Origin of the sequence: Malikia spinosa, from assembly GCF_002980625.1 — a bacterium.
GTDB lineage: Bacteria > Pseudomonadota > Gammaproteobacteria > Burkholderiales > Burkholderiaceae_C > Malikia > Malikia spinosa.
In genome coordinates this window covers 15,738-32,048 of the sequence record NZ_PVLR01000049.1, presented here as the reverse complement: position 1 = coordinate 32,048, position 16,311 = coordinate 15,738, and the positions used below count along the sequence as shown (strand labels likewise).

Below are 16,311 nucleotides of genomic sequence, written 5' to 3'. Positions count from 1 at the left end.
AAGGACACAACACATGACCAACACCAATTCCAGACGCCAGTTTTTCGCAGGCGCAGCCGCTTCCGTGGCAGGCCTGGCCGTTGCCCGCTCCGCCCTGGCAGGTTTGCCGGAGCCCGTCATCCAGACGTCGGTAGAAACCGCGCCGCCCTTGATTCCGACCACCGGTCGGCCCTACAACCCAGTGGTGACCCTCAACGGCTGGACGCTGCCCTGGCGCATGAACAACGGTGTCAAGGAATTCCACCTGGTGGCCGAGCCCGTGGTGCGCGAGGTCTCGCCGGGCTTCAAGGTCAACATGTGGGGCTACAACGGTCAGAGCCCAGGCCCGACCATCGAGGTGGTGGAGGGCGACCGCGTGCGCATCTTCGTGACCAACAAGCTGCCCGAGCACACCACCATCCACTGGCATGGTCAGCGTCTGCCCAGCGGCATGGACGGCGTCGGGGGCCTGAACCAGCGGGCGATTCCCGTGGGCAAGACCTATGTGTACGAGTTCGAGGCACGGCGCCCCGGCACCTTCATGTACCACCCACACGCCGATGAAATGGTGCAGATGGCCATGGGCATGATGGGCATGTGGGTGACCCACCCCAAGGCCAAACACCCGCACATCAGCGAGGTGGACCGCGACTTCTGCTTCCTGCTCAACGCGTTTGACGTCGAGCCCGGCAGCAAGACGCCCAAGGTCAACACCATGACGGACTTCAACATCTGGTGCTGGAACAGCCGGGTGTTCCCGGCCATCGACACGCTGAACGTGCGTTTGAACGACCGCGTGCGCATCCGGGTAGGCAACCTCACCATGACCAACCACCCGATCCACCTGCACGGCCACGAATTCCTGGTCACCGGCACCGATGGTGGCCCGACGCCACCCAGCACCCGCTGGTACGAGGTCACCACCGATGTGGCCGTGGGCCAGATGCGCCAGATCGAGCTGATCGCCGACGAAGAAGGCGACTGGGCCATGCACTGCCACAAGAGCCACCACACCATGAACGCCATGGGGCACGACGTGCCCACCCTGATTGGCGTGGACCACCGGGGCCTGGTCAAGAAGATCCAGAAGGTCGCGCCCGACTACATGCTGATGGGCGAGCGCGGCATGGCCGACATGGGCGAGATGCAGATGCCCATTCCCGACAACACGGCGCCCATGATGACCGGCACCGGCCAGTTCGGCCCGCTGGAAATGGGCGGCATGTTCACGGTCTTCAAGGTGCGCAAGGATCAGAAACCAGGCGACTACAAGGACCCGGGTCCGTACAAGTTCCCTGAAGGCACCGTGGCCTACGAATGGAACGGCACGCTCCCGCCAACGCCGCGCCCAGCGGCCAGCAGCGACACGACCCCGGCTGCCGCCACGGCGATCAAACCCAGCGCCAAAGGCATGTCCCACTGAAATGGGCCATTGCACGCCTCACCACCGCTTTTCCTCAACCGTTTCCCCAACCAAAACCCCAAGGACAACCATGAAATCCGTCAAGTTCAACTTCGCTTCCCGCGCTGGCTTTGTTTTCGCTGCTGCAGCATTGGCCGCATCGGCTGCTTTCGCTGGTGGCACCCATGGCGGTGGGCACGATGAATCGCCCATCGGCGAACCGGGTGTCGCAGCCAACGTCACGCGCACGATCGAGGTGGACGCGGCCGACAGCATGCGGTTCACGCCGTCGAACGTGTCGGTGAAGAAGGGCGAGACCATCCGTTTTGTCATCAAGAATTCCGGCAAGGTGCCGCACGAGTTCAGCCTCGGCACGGAAAAGGAGCTCAAGGAGCACTACGAGGTCATGAAGAAGTTCCCGACCATGGAGCACGAAGAAGCCAACAAGATCTCGCTCAAGCCTGGCAAACAGGGTGAAGTGATCTGGCGCTTCACCAAGCCCGGTGTGGTGAACTTCGCCTGCTTGCATGTGGGCCACTACGAGGCCGGCATGAAGGGCCAGGTCAAGGTGGCAGCCAAGTAAGCGGCTATCCGATCATCACAACCTCCACCCAACGACACAAGGATTCACGATGAAACTGCGACTGGTTCTGAGCGCAACCGCACTGGCCTTCACGGCCATTGCAGCCAACCCCGTGTTCGCTCAAATGAACATGGACCACAGCAAAATGGGCATGGCGGGCATGCCCAGCATGACCGATGGTGAAGTCCGCAAGATCGACAAGGACGCCGGCAAGATCACCATCAAGCACGGTGAAATCAAGCACATGGAAATGCCTGGCATGACCATGGTCTTCGTGGCCAAGGACAAGGCCTTGCTGGACAAGACCAGCGTCGGTGCCAAGATCCAGTTCATGGTCACGAACGAGAACGGGCAGATGACGGTGACGGACATCCAGCCAGTGAAGTGATCCTGCGTTTTCGGCGTGTCCCTATGGCAGCGGCTGTCCTTGCTCTGGCGGGGGGCGCCGCAGCCTTTTTTGGGTGGCGGTCTGCTGGCCTCCACCAGGTAGTGCCTGCCGGGCTGCTTCGCCCAGATGACGCCGCGATGCTCAAGCAGGGTGCGCTGATCTACCAGGCACGGTGCGCCAGTTGCCATGGCGTGAAGCTGGAAGGGCAGGCCAACTGGCGGGAACGGGGTGCCGATGGGCGATTGCCTGCGCCTCCCCACGACGGGAGCGGCCACACCTGGCACCACCCGGACGATATGTTGATTCGCATCACCAAGGAAGGGGTAGCGAAGGCGGTGGGCCTGCCGGACTACGCCACCAATATGCCCGCCTTTGGCGATTCGCTCAGCGATGCCGACATCGTGGCGGTTCTGTCCTGGATCAAGTCGCAGTGGTCACCAGAGACCCGGCGCCACCACGACGACATCAACCGCCAGGCCCAGCAACAGTCGCCACGCTGAACCTGACTTTTTTGTCATCTCCGGGTCATCTTGGCGACCTGGGTCGATCCCTACAGTGACCCCATGGCATTTCGCCATGCGTTCTGTCACGAAAGGAAATCGACATGTCCGCCTTGATCCGAACCCTTCTGTCCGTGGCTGTCGCCGCTGCGGCGTTCTCGGCCGCAGCGCAGCAACCAGCCGACCACGCCCAGCACCACCCTTCCACCCCGGCGGCCAGCACCGCAACCCAGCCGGCCACACCCCAGGCAAGCATGCCCATGGGCATGTCGTCGATGCCGCAGATGCAGGAGCACATGCAGCAGCACATGGCCACGATGCAGACGCTGCGCACCAGGATGGCGGCCGCCAAGACGCCGGCCGAACGCGAGGCTCTGATGGTCGAGCACATGAAAGCCATGCAAGAGGGCATGGACATGATGAAAGCCATGAAGCCCATGGGCGGTATGGCCGGCACGTCGGGGATGCAGGGGATGGGTGCCCCGGGCGCGGCCACGCCGGATCTGACGCAGCGGCATCAAATGATGGAGATGCGCATGGACATGATGCAAAACATGATGGAAATGATGATGCAGCGCATGCCGCCATCGCCCGCCAAACCCGGCGCCCAGTGATCGCGCCGACGTTCTGACGCTGTTCCTGTTTTCGTATTCAGTTCAGGAGATTGTGTGATGTCGATTTCTTCACGGCGGCAGTTTCTGGGCGGCATGGGCGCGCTGGGGGCAGCAGCCGCCTACCCGGGCGCCTGGGCCGCCTCAGCCACGCCGTCAGGCCTTTCTACCGACGAGGTCCTGCGCCTTGAAGCGCAGGCGACGGGCTTCTCCAACCCCTTGCGCCTGCCGGGCACCAGTGGCCTCTTCGGGGTGCTGCCCGTGACGGACTTCAAGGAGGTCCATGTGGTCCGCAGCGAGATCGAGGTGCTGCCGGGGCAGCGCACCCCCGTCCTGGCCTATGCCGTGGAGTCGGGCGGCAAGAAATTCCTCAACCCGGCGCTGCTGGCCCGCCGTGGCGACGAGATGCGGGTGAAGCTGATCAATCACATTGATCAACCGACGGTCATTCACTGGCATGGCCTGAGTGTCGATTCTCGCAACGACGGCAATGGCCTCAACGTCGTGGCGCCGGGTCAGAGCATGGACTACGCGTTCGCCTTGCAGGACCGGTCGTCGATGTACTGGTACCACCCCCACGCCCACGGATACATCCCTCAGCAGGCCTATCACGGCCTGGCCAGCCTGCTGTTCGTCGAGGACGACGACGAAGCCGCCCTGCGCAAGGAGCTGGCGCTGGCGTTGGGTGAATCCGAAATCCCGCTGGTGCTGCAGGACAAGGAGTTCGACGCACAAGGGCGCCTCCAGTACGCGCCCAGCGCCGCCCAGTCCTTCGGTGGCTGGGTGGGCAGCCGGCTGATGGTCAACCTGACCGAGCGTCCGGTGCTCAAGGCGGGGCGCCGCATCGTGCGCTTTCGCATCCTTAACGGCAGCAACGCGCGCAGCTACCGGCTGGCGTTCCTGCAACAAGGCCGAGCCCTGGGCTTTTACTTGGCGGGCACGGACGGTGGATTGCTGGCCCAGCCCGTGCGCATCGAACAGACCTTCCTTTCGCCCGGTCAGCGGCTGGATGTGCTGGTGGACTTCCGGGAAGCCGAAGGCGGTCGGCCGGTGACCCTGGCCTCGCTGCCTTTCGACCCGATGCACCAGGAGGGCGGACACGATATGGCGGCGATGGACCACAGCCAGCACGGCGCGGCCCTCGGTGCCGCCGCGCCCGCCGCCATGGCGATGGAAGGCGATGCGAGGGCACTGATGCGTATTGACCTGGCGGCAGCCGGAGTGCCCTATGACCGGCGCATGCCCTCCCGGCTGTCCAGCCTCGCCACACCGGTCGAACCGGCGGGCACGCCGCGCCGCATGCGGCTGGGTCACGACGGCCAGGGCCACTGGACCATCAATGGCGGGGTGTTCGACCACGCGACCGTGGCGTTGACCGTGCAGCGGGGCGCGCGCGAGACCTGGTTGATCGAGAACGCCGAACGCAGCATGCCGCACCCCATGCACCTGCACGGCTTTTCGTTCCGGGTGCTTGAACGCCGGGGCAGCCCGGCACAGATCCGCCCCCTGGCCGGCGCTCGCGGCCTTCTGCCGCAAGACCTGGGGGTGGTGGACACCCTGCAGGTCTGGCCGGGCGAGTCGGTGAAGGTCGCCATCGACTTCTCGCACCCCCACGCCGGCGATCAGGACTATGTCTTTCACTGCCACACGCTGGAACACGCCGAAGCGGGAATGATGCTTCGCTACCAGGTCAAGGCTTGAGGAACCCACATGAACATCCGAAACTATCCCATGCGATTCACCCTGTTGTCCGCCTGCCTCGCCCTGGGCGGGATCTCCGCCGCCCTGGCCGCGCCCAAGGTGTACGTCGCAAATGAAACCGACGGCACGGTCAGCGTGATCGCGACCGACACCCGCCAGACCGTGCGCACCGTCACCGTCGGCGCAGGCGCGCACAACGTCCAGGCCACCGCCGACGGGCAGCGGGTCTGGGTGACCAACAACGGAACGCCACCGGCCGACGCCGGCCACGCGGGCCACCAGGGGATGTCGGGCGCCGCACACGCCGCCATGACCACTCCTGGGGAGGTCTGGGCCATCGACACCGCCACCGACACGGTGGTTGGCAAGGTGCCGGTCGGCAAGCATCCCGCGCACGTGGTGGTGTCCCCGGACGGCCGCTGGGTCTACGTGGCCAACGGTAGTGACAACACCGTCAGCGTGGTGGACGCCGCGGCGATGAAGGAGGTGGCCACCATCGCCACCGGGGCGTTCCCGCATGGCATCCGGCTGAGCCCGGACGGGCGGCAGGCCTATGTGGCCAACCTCAAGGGCGGCACCGTGTCCGTCATCGACACGGCCAGTCGCCAGCAGGTCGCGAGCATTCCCGTGGGCCGGGGGCCGGCCCAGGTGGGGTTCACCGGCGACGGGCGCCTGGCGTTCGTGTCGCTGTCGCAGGAGGACCGGGTGGCCGTCATCGACCCGAAGACCCACGAAGTGGTGCGCAAGGTCCCCGTCGGAGACGGTCCCATCCAGCTGTTTGCGACCCCGGACAGCCAGCGCCTGTTGGTGGCGAACCAGGGCAGCCGCAAGAACCCCGGGCGGACGGTGAGCGTGATCGACTTGACCTCCTTCAAGGTCACCGCCAGCATCCGCACTGGACGGGGTGCGCACGGGGTCGTGGTCGATGCGGACGGTCGGCAGGCCTATGTGAGCAACCTGTACGACAACACGGTCACCGTGATCGACCTGGTCGCGCACAAGCCGGTCGCCACCGTGCCGGTGGGTGCCGGCCCCAACGGCATCAGCGTGACCCCATAGGAGCAGGCCCATGCATGCGCCGCACCACCACCACCCGGTCGCCGATTCGCACGCAGCGGCGCCTGCGGTGCCCCTGCCAGCGGGCACGGTCTACACCTGCCCCATGCATCCCGAGATCCGCCAGCCGCACCCGGGCAACTGCCCCAAGTGCGGCATGACGCTGGAACCGGTGATGCCGGAGGCCGAGGAACAGGACAACCCGGAACTCGCGGATTTCCAGCGCCGGTTCTGGGCCACCCTGCCGCTCACGGTGGTGGTCACGGTGCTGGCGATGGCCGGGCACCGGCTGGGCTGGTTCGACATGGCGGTGCAGAGCTGGGTCGAGCTGGTGCTGAGCGCGCCGATCGTCCTGTGGGCGGGCTGGCCCTTCTTCGTGCGGGGGTGGCAGTCGGTGGTGCACCGCAGCCCCAACATGTGGACCCTGATCGGCCTGGGCACGGGGGCCGCGTTCGTCTACAGCGTCGCGGCCACGGTCGCACCGCAGGCCTTCCCTGCCTCGTTCCAGTCCATGGGGCGGGTGGCGGTGTACTTCGAGGCCGCGGCGGTGATCATCTCGCTCACGCTGCTGGGTCAGGTGCTGGAGCTCAAGGCTCGCTCCCAGACCTCGGCCGCCATCCGTTCCCTGCTGGGGCTGGCGCCCAAGACGGCGCGGCGGATCGGCTCCGACGCGAAGGAAGAGGACGTGCCGCTGGCGCATGTGCACGTCGGCGACCTGTTGCGGGTGCGCCCGGGCGAGAAAGTGCCGGTGGATGGCGTGGTGGTGGAAGGCCGCAGCGCCCTCGACGAATCCATGCTCACCGGCGAGCCGCTGCCGGTCAGCAAGCAGGTGGGGGACAAGCTGATCGGTGCCACGCTCAACACCAGCGGGGCCCTTGTCATGCGCTCGGAGCGCGTGGGATCGGCCACCGTGCTGTCCCAGATCGTGCAGATGGTGGCCATGGCCCAACGTTCGCGCGCGCCGATGCAGCGCATGGCCGACCAGGTGGCGGGCACCTTCGTGCTGGCCGTGGTGGGCATCGCGGCGCTCACCTTCCTGGGCTGGGGCTGGCTGGGACCGGAGCCCAGCTGGGTCTATGCGTTGATCAATGCGGTGGCGGTGCTCATCATCGCCTGTCCCTGTGCGCTGGGCCTGGCCACGCCCATGTCGATCATGGTGGCCACCGGCCGCGGCGCCGGCCACGGCGTGCTGTTCCGCGACGCGGCGGCCATCGAGAACATGCGCAAGATCGACACCCTGATCATCGACAAGACAGGTACATTGACCGAAGGTCGCCCGACGTTCGATCGCGCCATTCCCGCGACCGGTTTTGACGCCGACGAGGTGCTGCGCCTGGCCGCCAGCCTGGACCAGGGCAGCGAGCACCCGCTGGCCGACACCATCGTGCGTGCCGCCCGCGAACGCGGCATGGTGCTGGACAAACCCGAGAACTTCGAGTCTGGCACGGGCATCGGCGTGCGTGGCCAGGTGGCTGGGCGCCAGTTGGCGCTGGGCAACACCGCGCTGATGGAGCAGATGGGCGTCTCGGTCGCGGCGCTGGTGCCGCAGGCCGAGGCTTTGCGTGCAGAAGGTGCCAGCGTGATGCACCTGGCGATGGATGGCCAGTTGATGGGCCTGCTGGCGGTGTCCGATCCGGTCAAGGCCAGCACGCCGGAGGCCTTGGCGACCCTCAAGGCATCGGGACTGCGCATTGTGATGGCCACCGGTGACGGCCTGACGACGGCCCAGGCTGTGGCCACCCGCCTGGGCATCGACGAGGTGCATGGCGAGGTCAAGCCTGCCGACAAGCTGCTGCTGGTTGAGCGCTTGCAGAAGGAAGGTCGGGTGGTGGCGATGGCCGGTGACGGCATCAACGATGCGCCGGCACTGGCCAAGGCCGATGTGGGCGTGGCCATGGGCACCGGGACCGACGTGGCGATGAACAGCGCGCAGGTGACGCTGGTCAAGGGCGATCTGCGCGGGATCGCGATCGCGCGGGCGCTGTCCGAAGCGACCGTGGGCAACATGAAGCAGAACCTGGTGTTTGCCTTTTTGTACAACGCACTGGGCATCCCGATTGCTGCCGGCGTGTTGTACCCGTTGACGGGTTGGCTGCTGTCACCCTTGATTGCTGCGCTGGCCATGAGCCTGAGCTCGGTGTCGGTGATCGGCAATGCGCTGCGGTTGCGTCGTCGAGGGAGTCAGTGGGAATCACGATAAACAGCCGTTGGCTGCATGACATGGGCGACAACTACCTTGACGCGCGCCGGATGGCAAGTGCAGGCAACAGCGTCGCCGCTCAAACCAAGGGGTGACGGTCTAAACCGTAGGCTGATAATGGATGCTCCACATAAATCAGACAGGCACCACGAGGGAGTGAGATGGTTCAGAAATTGCACAGCCACGACGCACGACTGCGTCAGTTCCTTCGAGAGACCTTTTACCCAAACCGCCGAGTTAACGAAAGGTTGGGGCCGCTCAAGCAGATGCTGGAGACACGTCCTGCAAGTGAGTTTCACCGCATCATTGCGGCTTTCAAGACAGCGGCTCCGATTACTCACCGCAACCTAACTGCGCTCGGAGCGAAGCACGCTTGGGACCTCGTTTGGCTACGCGAGCCCTTCCCGGTGCTCGACCTTAAGGATGCGTTGAAATGGGCCGGCCTATGGCTTCGTGGCCACAGCGTAAAGGTCAACGAGTTCCGGGTTTTCTCAACGCAGCTAGAGGCCTTAATCACTTCCGGCAACGAGCTTGAGGCACTCAGCCAGCTAGATGTATTCGTTAAAGTAAAGGGATGGAGCCTTTGGGCAGTGGAGGTTCGAGCAGCGCTGCTGCAGGCAACGGGAGGTACGTCCTCGCTGCGGACGTGGCTTACCGAGCTCCAAGAGAAAGCCACGAACAGCATACCGGGGTTGCTCTTCCAAGTCTTCGGTGACCGAAACGACGACACGTTCTCCTATGAGGCCGTCTACGGAAAGTGCCAGACTTCGTTCCCGCGGTTCGGTGGACTGGCGCCATGGCTGGTGGATTACTTGTACTTCCGTGCGCTGGGGCACGTAGAGGTGCCGCGCAAAGCATTCGCCGGCGTTCTCGCGCGGGAAATCTCGTCCAGCCTTTTGGACTACTACGAGAGCATCGTCGAGTGTCTGACGCACTTGGAGATCGATGAATCCTTGGCGGATCTGAGGCCTGCTGGTCGCGAACTCATCCGAGAACTCCTAGAAGATGGCTACGTAGACACGCGCCTGAGCAAGATGCTCTTCATCCTGTCGGATGGCAGCGTTGAACCAGTCCTCGTCGAAACTCCCTCGTCACCGGCTTGGCTCGGCTACATGTCTGGAGATCGAGTGTGTGAGAAGAATCAAGGGAGATTTGGCGAGATGTGCGCGGGTCTCGCAGAGGTGCGTGACCAAGGGGCGGCGGCTCACGAACTAGTCGGGAAGCTGCTTAAGTGGGGCTTAAATCACAAGACTCTTGATATCGGAGCGGCTATAGCGGTTTCTGGTCTGTACGCCAGCACAAGGATTCCAGACCGGCCTCTGCCGTTGTCCATCTCAGTTTCGCACGCCAGCGTCAGTCTTGAAGATGTGGCGACGTGCGGACCAGCGACCGCCATGAGTATCCTTCGTTCGGCCTTTCCCGACCGGTGGCCGCGCGAGCTAGATAGTGTGGCCGACGCCCTTGTCGCAGTGGGCACGCAGGAACTGCTGTCGCGGTATCCGACTGTAAGCATGGCGCACCTATGGTGGGCTATCACCCTGAAGAACGCTGGGCGCTACGATGAACTTAGGCCGCTGCTTGCCTGGCTGAAGCAGCGCGGTGGGTTATGGGCCCGCAAGGCAACGGTTATCGAGGTTGAGCTCCTAGGTGCCAACGGGGACCTCGAGGGAGTTCTAACGATGGTTGAGGCTTGGGTTCGCGCGGACTCCAGGCACGCATACGAGTTCAACTGCGAGGCCATTTTCAAGGGGCGAGGTTGGCGAGTCTGGAAGACCTTGGACCCGGTCAAAGTGAGTATTGTTGCCCACCATGCGTTCGCGGCGACCGGCGCCACCTCCATCGCATACCTCTGCAAGATGGCTTGTCGAGCGTACTTGGAGTCCGGCCAGCGAGATTCCGTGGTCGAGGAGTACGTAGCTGCAGCGGACGAGCGCAAAGCACTGCTGGTGGCCTTTCTGAGAGACGTCTGGATAGAAGAAAACCTCTCGATGTGCCACCGTTTCCAATCAACCGCTGAGGTGCGTGTTGAGCGAATGGCCGTCCTCCAACTCCTCATTAACTGGGAGAGTTCCCGTGAGTCTGAGTACGCAGAAGCCATCAAGATGCTGACGTTCGACCAGACGATGCAGCGCGGACTTGAGCAAATTGACCGTACGCGCGTTTTTGTCAACGAGTCAGCTATCACCCGATGGGCGGAAAAGGAGGTCGCGCAGGACTACGAACGTTGGCGCCGCATTGCCGAGACCAGTGCCGGAAGCCGCGAAGTGGACGATCTCCTACGGCAATATGCGTTGGCCCCGTCGAACGATCAAACACTCGCAGCGCTCGCGAAAGGTAAGCCAACAGCTGCGGACGCGATGCTGATGGACATGGTGGATCGGCTGTATCAACGCTTTTTGTTCGACCCAACGGACGGGCTCGACACGTTTCTCAGTCTACGCATCAGACACGGAAGCTTCAAGGGAACCTTGTTGGGGCCCTTTGAAGAGCAGGGATTGCTTTTCGGCACCGGGAGCAGCTACTCCGACGAAGCATTTACCGAGCGTTGGGGGGATGCCCTGAAGCTGCCGCCTCTCGACATGGAAACGTTGACATCAGAGTTCCAACAGTTCTCGAAGGACGTTCGCGGATACATCGACGACTTCGTTAACGAGCGCATCCAGATTGGGCTTCCTGATAAGCCTCGTGGTGCGTTCCAAGCCCAGGTGCTACCGTTGTCTGCAAGACTCTTGGCCGTGGGCTTGGCCGAACGCCCTCCTACATTTTCGGCATTCCTAGGAACGGCCTATTTCGTATTCTGGAAGCTGGTTGAGCTGTCCTTGAACGAGCTCAGAACGGAAATTTTGGAAACGCTGTCAACACAGATTCGCACCCGGATAGAGCAGCTGATTCAGGCTGTCCGCGGCAGAGGACCCAGATGTCTGTCGCTGGTGACGACGCTGACGACCGTGTCCACCACGACCATCTCGCAGTGTGAATCGGTAGCGGAGTGGTTTCGCCTTCCAAAGACCGTTGAGGGAGAGAAGGTCGAGTTGAAAGATGCCATCGACATCGCTACCGCTTCCACACGCAACGTGTATCGCGCGTTCGGGGCAGAAGTCAGAGTCGAATCTCTGCCCTCCGTCCGCTTGCCGCTGACCACAAACGCGCTTGCCACGATTACAGACTGTCTATTCGTTGCCTTTGAGAATTCTTGGAAGCATTCCGGGCTAGGCAGCGCGCTCGACCTAGTCTCTGTTGAAGCATCTTTCGACGATGCATCGAAGGTCCTCACGCTTTGTGTGAGGAGCAAAATCTCTGAGGAGCGGCGCAGGGAGCTTGTTGACGGAAAACTCAATCTACTGCGCCATAAGTACTTAGGAGAGTTGCCGTTAGACCTAATCAGAATTGAAGGTGGGTCAGGTTTCCCGAAGCTGTCTCGGCTAGCTCGAGCAGTTCCCAAAGATGTCAATGAAATGCCATTCAACTTTGGTGTCGATGAGGATGTTTGGTGGACTACCGTCTCCTTCCCACTTTACGAACGCGAGGGCGTCTATGAAGCCTATGAGTAAGTCCGTGATTCTTGTTGTGGAGGACGACGAGCCGAAGCAACGCTCCATCGTCGGGATGCTAATGGAGCATTTCCAGAACCACTTCGAAATTAAAGTGACGGAATCCCTGTCGGGCGCCATTGAGGTACTCACGGGAAACGAGGTGGTCTTCGCAATCGTTGACATGTCCTTGCCGACTTATGATTTTGTCAAGGATAAACGCGGTGGCGGCACTCCTCAAGGCTACGGTGGTGCAGACATTCTCAGGTTCATTGATTCCGAGACTGAAGAAACCCGAACGCTAGTACTTACACAGTACGAGGAGTTTGTGCTGAGCAAGGACGGGCAACTGCGTGACACAAGGAGCTTGGAGGCCATGCTCCGAGAGGAACTTGATGATCGGTTTCTCGGTGTTGTTCACTATGACGGTCAGCATGGCGCTTGGCGAAAGACGCTGCTGCAGGTGCTGATAGACTTAGGCATTGAGAGGGATGGATGATGAGATTTCTTCTGGTCGATGATGACCAATATAAGCGTAAAGCCATCGTGGATTTTCTCGCTTCCAAAGGCGTGGAGCGGGAGAGTATCTCTGTCGCAGAGCATGCCGCAGCGGCGCGCGTGAAGCTTAGCGAAAGCGCGTTTGACGTATTGTTGCTGGACGTGCTTCTTCCCGTTAGAGCCGGTGCTCGGCCCGCCGGAGAGCATTCGGTTGAACTTCTTCGTCAAATCGTCGAGGATGGCACTAGTACAGCGCCTCAGTTCATCATCGGCATCACCGCAGATGCTAAAGGAACCCTTGGCTACGCGGCAGAATTCAAGTCACTTGTCACCCAGGTTGTTGACTTCAATACAGGCGATGGCGTATGGCAAGAGATGCTCACTGTCTTGCTGCAACTGCTAAGGAGGCAGGAACAGGCGAAGCAGACAAACGACTATGACGTCGTTGTCCTGGATGCGTTGCGCTCTCCCGAGCTCGAATGCTTGCTCAAGGTGTGGCCGGTCAAGCTTGGAGCCGAGAAACTGCTCTGTCAAAACATCCTGCACAGCACCGGGACTCTTGAACTGGACGGAACTACTAGGCGTGTGGCTTGTGCGCACCTTTCGCAGATGGGTCCCATCGCCTCGGCCCATGCTGCGGCGACTCTTCTCACCGAATACAGACCGCGCTTGCTGGTGATGACAGGAATCTGCGGCGGATTCTCGAAAGAGGTCTCCATCGGCGATCTGGTCATCGCCGACAAGAGTTGGGACTGGCAGGCGGGTAAATGGACGGAGGAGGGGATGCTCGCGCCGTCAGTTGACCCACGAGACGGGGCGGCCGACCTGGTTGCCTACGCTCGGACCATTGGAGATGTCGTTAAGCTTGCACATGACAGCTTCGCTGGCCACGAAAAACCTGTGAACACCCCAAAGCTAGTGGTAGGCCCCATGGTCACTGGCAGCGCGGTGGTGGCGTCCAAAGATGTTCAAGAAGTGTTCAAGGGCCAGCACCGCAAGATGGCAGGCATCGACATGGAGTGCTACGGCATGTATTACGCTGCCTCCAACCACGCGGGAGCCTCCGTCCGGACGCTCTGCATCAAGGCTGTTTCCGACTTGGCTGACCGTGCGAAAGCAGACGACCATCAGCAGTACTGCAGCTACATCAGCGCCGCGGCGATGCTTGAGGTCGTTCGCCTCCACTTTAGAAACCCAAGAGCCTGAAGGTGGGGAAAATTCACGATCCCAAGTAGTCACCTCGAATCTCCGCCTGCTCCGCCGTTGGCGTCCCGCTCAGCCCGAAGGTTGAGCGACCGCTATCGAGCGTCGAATTCGCAGCGTGAAGGACCGCAGCCGCTGCGGACCGGTCATTCACCCGTAAGGGCTGAAGGACATCAACTGGCCGGTACCGGCCCGGCCCGAAGGATGACGCCCGGAGAAATCCAACGGTCGAGACTTGGCACGCCGACGCCTCTCCAGCCCTGCGATCAGCCGAGCTGGCTACCGCCAACCGGGCAGCGACTGCCCTGTCCGGCTCCACCAGGGGGGCGCCAAGCGCAGCGCGGCGGGGGATGGCGTCAGCCGTCCCCCAGGAGGCAAGCGAAGCGCGCAGCGCCGGCCACGGCGCGAAGGCGTCAGGGATTGAAGCCCGTCAGGGGCGAGACGCCAGGCGGCTCGATGCGCAGCATCGAAGGCCCGGCCCGCAAGGGCGACGCCCAGAGAAATTCAACGCCTGCAATGCACCAGGTCGTCAATCACCCACGCGCTTTCGACCAGGCCGGTTTCGCTCAGCTCGGCGCATGCTTCGCCTACCTGCTCACGCCACTTCTTTGGCCGCTTGGAATCCGAGCCGCACATCAACCGGAATGTTTCCAACTTGAGAGGGTACGGTTGTTTGTGCGTTGCGAAGTAGTCGAACATTCGTCGCGCCGTGGGTGTCAGCTTACGGTACTTCTCCCATACAAATTTCGTGTAGTGGTCGCCGGCGAACAGCACCACGATCTCGGCATCGATCTCAACCTGGCAGCGCGATGTGCGCTTGCCCCGATCTAGGACACGGAAGCGTTGGATCATGGACACGGATTCCAGGCGGCCAATCCGTTTGGAAGAGAACTGCATGGCCGATGCCTGAAGTCGTGTCAAGCATTCTTCGGCCTTGGCGTAATAGCGGCCGTTGATCGACCAATCCAAGTCCCGGCAAAGCTCATAGAACGTGAAGGAAACCGGCTCTCCGAGCGCGGTGCGCTTCGCGTACTCCAGCACCTGGGCAAACACCAGCTCGTCGTCGTCGGCACGCAACTCGATTCCGGTATAAGTGATTTCAACGTCTTTGTTGACGTGGTAGATAGGGTGGCCTTGCAATGCGGCACGCGGAACCTTCTTGTTGCGGACAGTGAAAATCGCCGATCTGCCAATGTCGTTGGGTAGCGCCCGCATATGATCAGGCCACGGTGCCAGATCGAAAAGAGAAAGCTCCAAGTCCCTGATCTGCTGCTTTGAGTGCTGGAGCAAGGCCGTTTGCATGGCCTCGTCTACCTTCTCGGCCAGGTCATTGCCCGCCGTTCGCCTCTTGATGGTCGCCATCGAACTGCTCCGTTTATCCTGGGCCAGCTCGTCAATCTGCTCGACCATCTTGTTCACGGCGGTGCGTCGTTCGGGTGGTGGCCCCATCGTGCGCGCCAGTTCAGTCGATTTCTGCGTCGTGCGCTTAGGTCGCTGGACAGCGGCACGTGCTGGCTTCGGCGGCAAGACCGCCTGGTCATCGCCAGTGGCAGTCAGCAGGTCGAGGGGGGGAAAGACTCTGCCGGCGCTGCCCGAGTCCTTGCGCGCGGCGGCGGTGCGGGCAGCAAGAGTCGTGGCGTCGGCTTCACTAAGCCCGCGCTCGATGAGCTTGCGCCGGTATTCCTGTTCGTTGAACTCGTTTGGCATGAACCCTCCCTTTTAGCACACTCCAAGCCCGTGAATGGGCGCTGGACTTACTGACTTCCTGGTGGTTTGGTGTCCAGGTATTCGATTACCTCGGCAATGAAGTCGAACCCGAATTCCATCTTGCCGTTCTTCTCGTACTTTGTCGGCTCGATGCGGCCCTGAACAAACACCTTGGAGCCTTTGCCCAGGTACTTGCCCGCGTTCTCCGCCAAGCCGCCGAACGACTTGATGCGGAAGAAGTCCGTCTGCTCCTGCTTCGCTCCGGCTGCGTTGCGCCACACGCGATTGACAGCCAGGTCAAAAACGGCGCGGACACTGCTTTCGCTCTGGCGAACGTCAGTGTCGCGGGTAAGATTGCCGATAAATTGGAACTGGTTGTGGCTCATTTGTCATGCTCTTTTTGCTGCTGGAGTAGCAAGTTTAGCTAAACCTTTTTCTATGGTCAAGAACTTTAGCGGCTAAATTTCTGCCGCCCGCACTGAGAAGCATACGGGCCTTGTACAACTACATCTTCTTTACTAACGTGCTCCGGCTGCTCGATGAGCATCAGATGACAAAAAAAGAGCTGTCGGAACGGTCGGGGGTTTCGATCTCCTTCCTGTCCGATCTCACTACTGGCAAAGCCAACCCCTCCCTCAAAGTGATGGAGGACATCGCGCAGGCCCTTGAGGCGTCCTTGCCTTTACTGCTTGAATCCACCGATCTGAGCAATGACGATCTTGAGCAGCTTGCAGCCGGTAAAGTACCAAGAAGTCTCCCAGTTGGTTTCGAGCGGGTGACGGCGGTGCTGCCCGAGCATCAAGCGTTCATCGTCAAGAAGTGGGGCGAAGTAACACGCCAAAAACTTCGAGAAATTTGACGCCAGGATGAACGCTGCTGGGCAACTAGCAAGAACTGACTTTTAGCCGCTAAAGCTCATGGGGGTTTCACTCCCTGAAGAGCTGCCACTCCAC

14 protein-coding genes are annotated in these 16,311 nt (G+C 61.8%); 12 read left to right on the top strand and 2 right to left on the bottom strand.

Going from position 1 to position 16,311, the window contains the following annotated elements:
* Positions 1–13 precede the first annotated feature (13 nt).
* The 11 genes from C6P61_RS15350 to C6P61_RS15300 all read left to right on the top strand — a co-directional run bounded on the left by C6P61_RS15350 (position 14) and on the right by C6P61_RS15300 (position 13,654).
* Positions 14–1,402: a multicopper oxidase family protein gene (locus tag C6P61_RS15350; protein ID WP_105730806.1), complete on the top strand. Its 1,389-nt coding sequence runs from the start codon at positions 14–16 to the stop codon at positions 1,400–1,402.
* Between the two features lie 70 nt (positions 1,403–1,472).
* The gene (locus C6P61_RS15345) at positions 1,473–1,964 is read left to right on the top strand and encodes a cupredoxin domain-containing protein (protein WP_105730805.1); all 492 of its coding nucleotides are present in this window, start codon (positions 1,473–1,475) and stop codon (positions 1,962–1,964) included.
* 49 nt (positions 1,965–2,013) lie between these two features.
* Positions 2,014–2,352, top strand: a complete 339-nt coding sequence (locus C6P61_RS15340) for a copper-binding protein (protein ID WP_105730804.1) — start codon at positions 2,014–2,016, stop codon at positions 2,350–2,352.
* A 137-nt stretch (positions 2,353–2,489) separates the two neighbouring features.
* Positions 2,490–2,852: a c-type cytochrome gene (locus C6P61_RS15335; RefSeq protein ID WP_237491356.1), complete on the top strand. Its 363-nt coding sequence runs from the start codon at positions 2,490–2,492 to the stop codon at positions 2,850–2,852.
* Positions 2,853–2,956: 104 nt separating this feature from the next.
* Positions 2,957–3,466: a hypothetical protein gene (locus C6P61_RS15330; protein ID WP_105730802.1), complete on the top strand. Its 510-nt coding sequence runs from the start codon at positions 2,957–2,959 to the stop codon at positions 3,464–3,466.
* A 57-nt stretch (positions 3,467–3,523) separates the two neighbouring features.
* Positions 3,524–5,164, top strand: a complete 1,641-nt coding sequence (locus C6P61_RS15325) for a multicopper oxidase family protein (RefSeq protein WP_105730801.1) — start codon at positions 3,524–3,526, stop codon at positions 5,162–5,164.
* Between the two features lie 9 nt (positions 5,165–5,173).
* Positions 5,174–6,223, top strand: coding sequence for a YVTN family beta-propeller repeat protein (locus C6P61_RS15320; protein ID WP_244908973.1), 1,050 nt, complete (start codon positions 5,174–5,176; stop codon positions 6,221–6,223).
* Positions 6,224–6,233: 10 nt separating this feature from the next.
* Positions 6,234–8,420 (top strand): copper-transporting P-type ATPase, encoded by a 2,187-nt coding sequence (locus tag C6P61_RS15315; RefSeq protein WP_105730799.1) that lies wholly within the window; start codon positions 6,234–6,236, stop codon positions 8,418–8,420.
* Between the two features lie 161 nt (positions 8,421–8,581).
* The gene (locus C6P61_RS15310) at positions 8,582–11,971 is read left to right on the top strand and encodes a hypothetical protein (RefSeq protein WP_105730798.1); all 3,390 of its coding nucleotides are present in this window, start codon (positions 8,582–8,584) and stop codon (positions 11,969–11,971) included.
* A 4-nt stretch (positions 11,972–11,975) separates the two neighbouring features.
* Positions 11,976–12,449 carry a hypothetical protein gene (locus C6P61_RS15305; RefSeq protein WP_211296994.1) on the top strand — a complete coding sequence of 158 codons (474 nt, stop codon included), beginning with the start codon at positions 11,976–11,978 and terminating at the stop codon, positions 12,447–12,449.
* A complete protein-coding gene (locus tag C6P61_RS15300) occupies positions 12,449–13,654 on the top strand; it encodes a 5'-methylthioadenosine/S-adenosylhomocysteine nucleosidase family protein (RefSeq protein WP_170067404.1) in 1,206 nt (401 codons plus the stop codon). Before C6P61_RS15305 ends, C6P61_RS15300 begins: the two co-directional genes overlap by 1 nt.
* A 501-nt stretch (positions 13,655–14,155) precedes the next feature.
* Here C6P61_RS15300 and trfA read toward each other — a convergent pair.
* Both trfA and C6P61_RS15290 read right to left on the bottom strand, forming a co-directional pair.
* Positions 14,156–15,358, bottom strand: coding sequence for a plasmid replication initiator TrfA (gene trfA, locus C6P61_RS15295; protein WP_105730795.1), 1,203 nt, complete (start codon positions 15,356–15,358; stop codon positions 14,156–14,158).
* A 47-nt stretch (positions 15,359–15,405) separates the two neighbouring features.
* Positions 15,406–15,744 (bottom strand): single-stranded DNA-binding protein, encoded by a 339-nt coding sequence (locus C6P61_RS15290; protein ID WP_105730794.1) that lies wholly within the window; start codon positions 15,742–15,744, stop codon positions 15,406–15,408.
* A 110-nt stretch (positions 15,745–15,854) separates the two neighbouring features.
* On the opposite strand from C6P61_RS15290, the gene C6P61_RS15285 reads away from it, so the two are divergent.
* A complete protein-coding gene (locus tag C6P61_RS15285; protein WP_105730793.1) occupies positions 15,855–16,217 on the top strand; it encodes a transcriptional regulator in 363 nt (120 codons plus the stop codon).
* Positions 16,218–16,311 lie beyond the last annotated feature (94 nt).

Coding starts and splice junctions, on each gene's coding strand:
- C6P61_RS15350 (WP_105730806.1), top strand. CDS start 14: ATGACCAACACCAATTCCAGACGCCAGTTTTTCGCAGGCGCAGCCGCT.
- C6P61_RS15345 (WP_105730805.1), top strand. CDS start 1,473: ATGAAATCCGTCAAGTTCAACTTCGCTTCCCGCGCTGGCTTTGTTTTC.
- C6P61_RS15340 (WP_105730804.1), top strand. CDS start 2,014: ATGAAACTGCGACTGGTTCTGAGCGCAACCGCACTGGCCTTCACGGCC.
- C6P61_RS15335 (WP_237491356.1), top strand. CDS start 2,490: ATGCTCAAGCAGGGTGCGCTGATCTACCAGGCACGGTGCGCCAGTTGC.
- C6P61_RS15330 (WP_105730802.1), top strand. CDS start 2,957: ATGTCCGCCTTGATCCGAACCCTTCTGTCCGTGGCTGTCGCCGCTGCG.
- C6P61_RS15325 (WP_105730801.1), top strand. CDS start 3,524: ATGTCGATTTCTTCACGGCGGCAGTTTCTGGGCGGCATGGGCGCGCTG.
- C6P61_RS15320 (WP_244908973.1), top strand. CDS start 5,174: ATGAACATCCGAAACTATCCCATGCGATTCACCCTGTTGTCCGCCTGC.
- C6P61_RS15315 (WP_105730799.1), top strand. CDS start 6,234: ATGCATGCGCCGCACCACCACCACCCGGTCGCCGATTCGCACGCAGCG.
- C6P61_RS15310 (WP_105730798.1), top strand. CDS start 8,582: ATGGTTCAGAAATTGCACAGCCACGACGCACGACTGCGTCAGTTCCTT.
- C6P61_RS15300 (WP_170067404.1), top strand. CDS start 12,449: ATGAGATTTCTTCTGGTCGATGATGACCAATATAAGCGTAAAGCCATC.
- trfA (WP_105730795.1), bottom strand. CDS start 15,358: ATGCCAAACGAGTTCAACGAACAGGAATACCGGCGCAAGCTCATCGAG.
- C6P61_RS15290 (WP_105730794.1), bottom strand. CDS start 15,744: ATGAGCCACAACCAGTTCCAATTTATCGGCAATCTTACCCGCGACACT.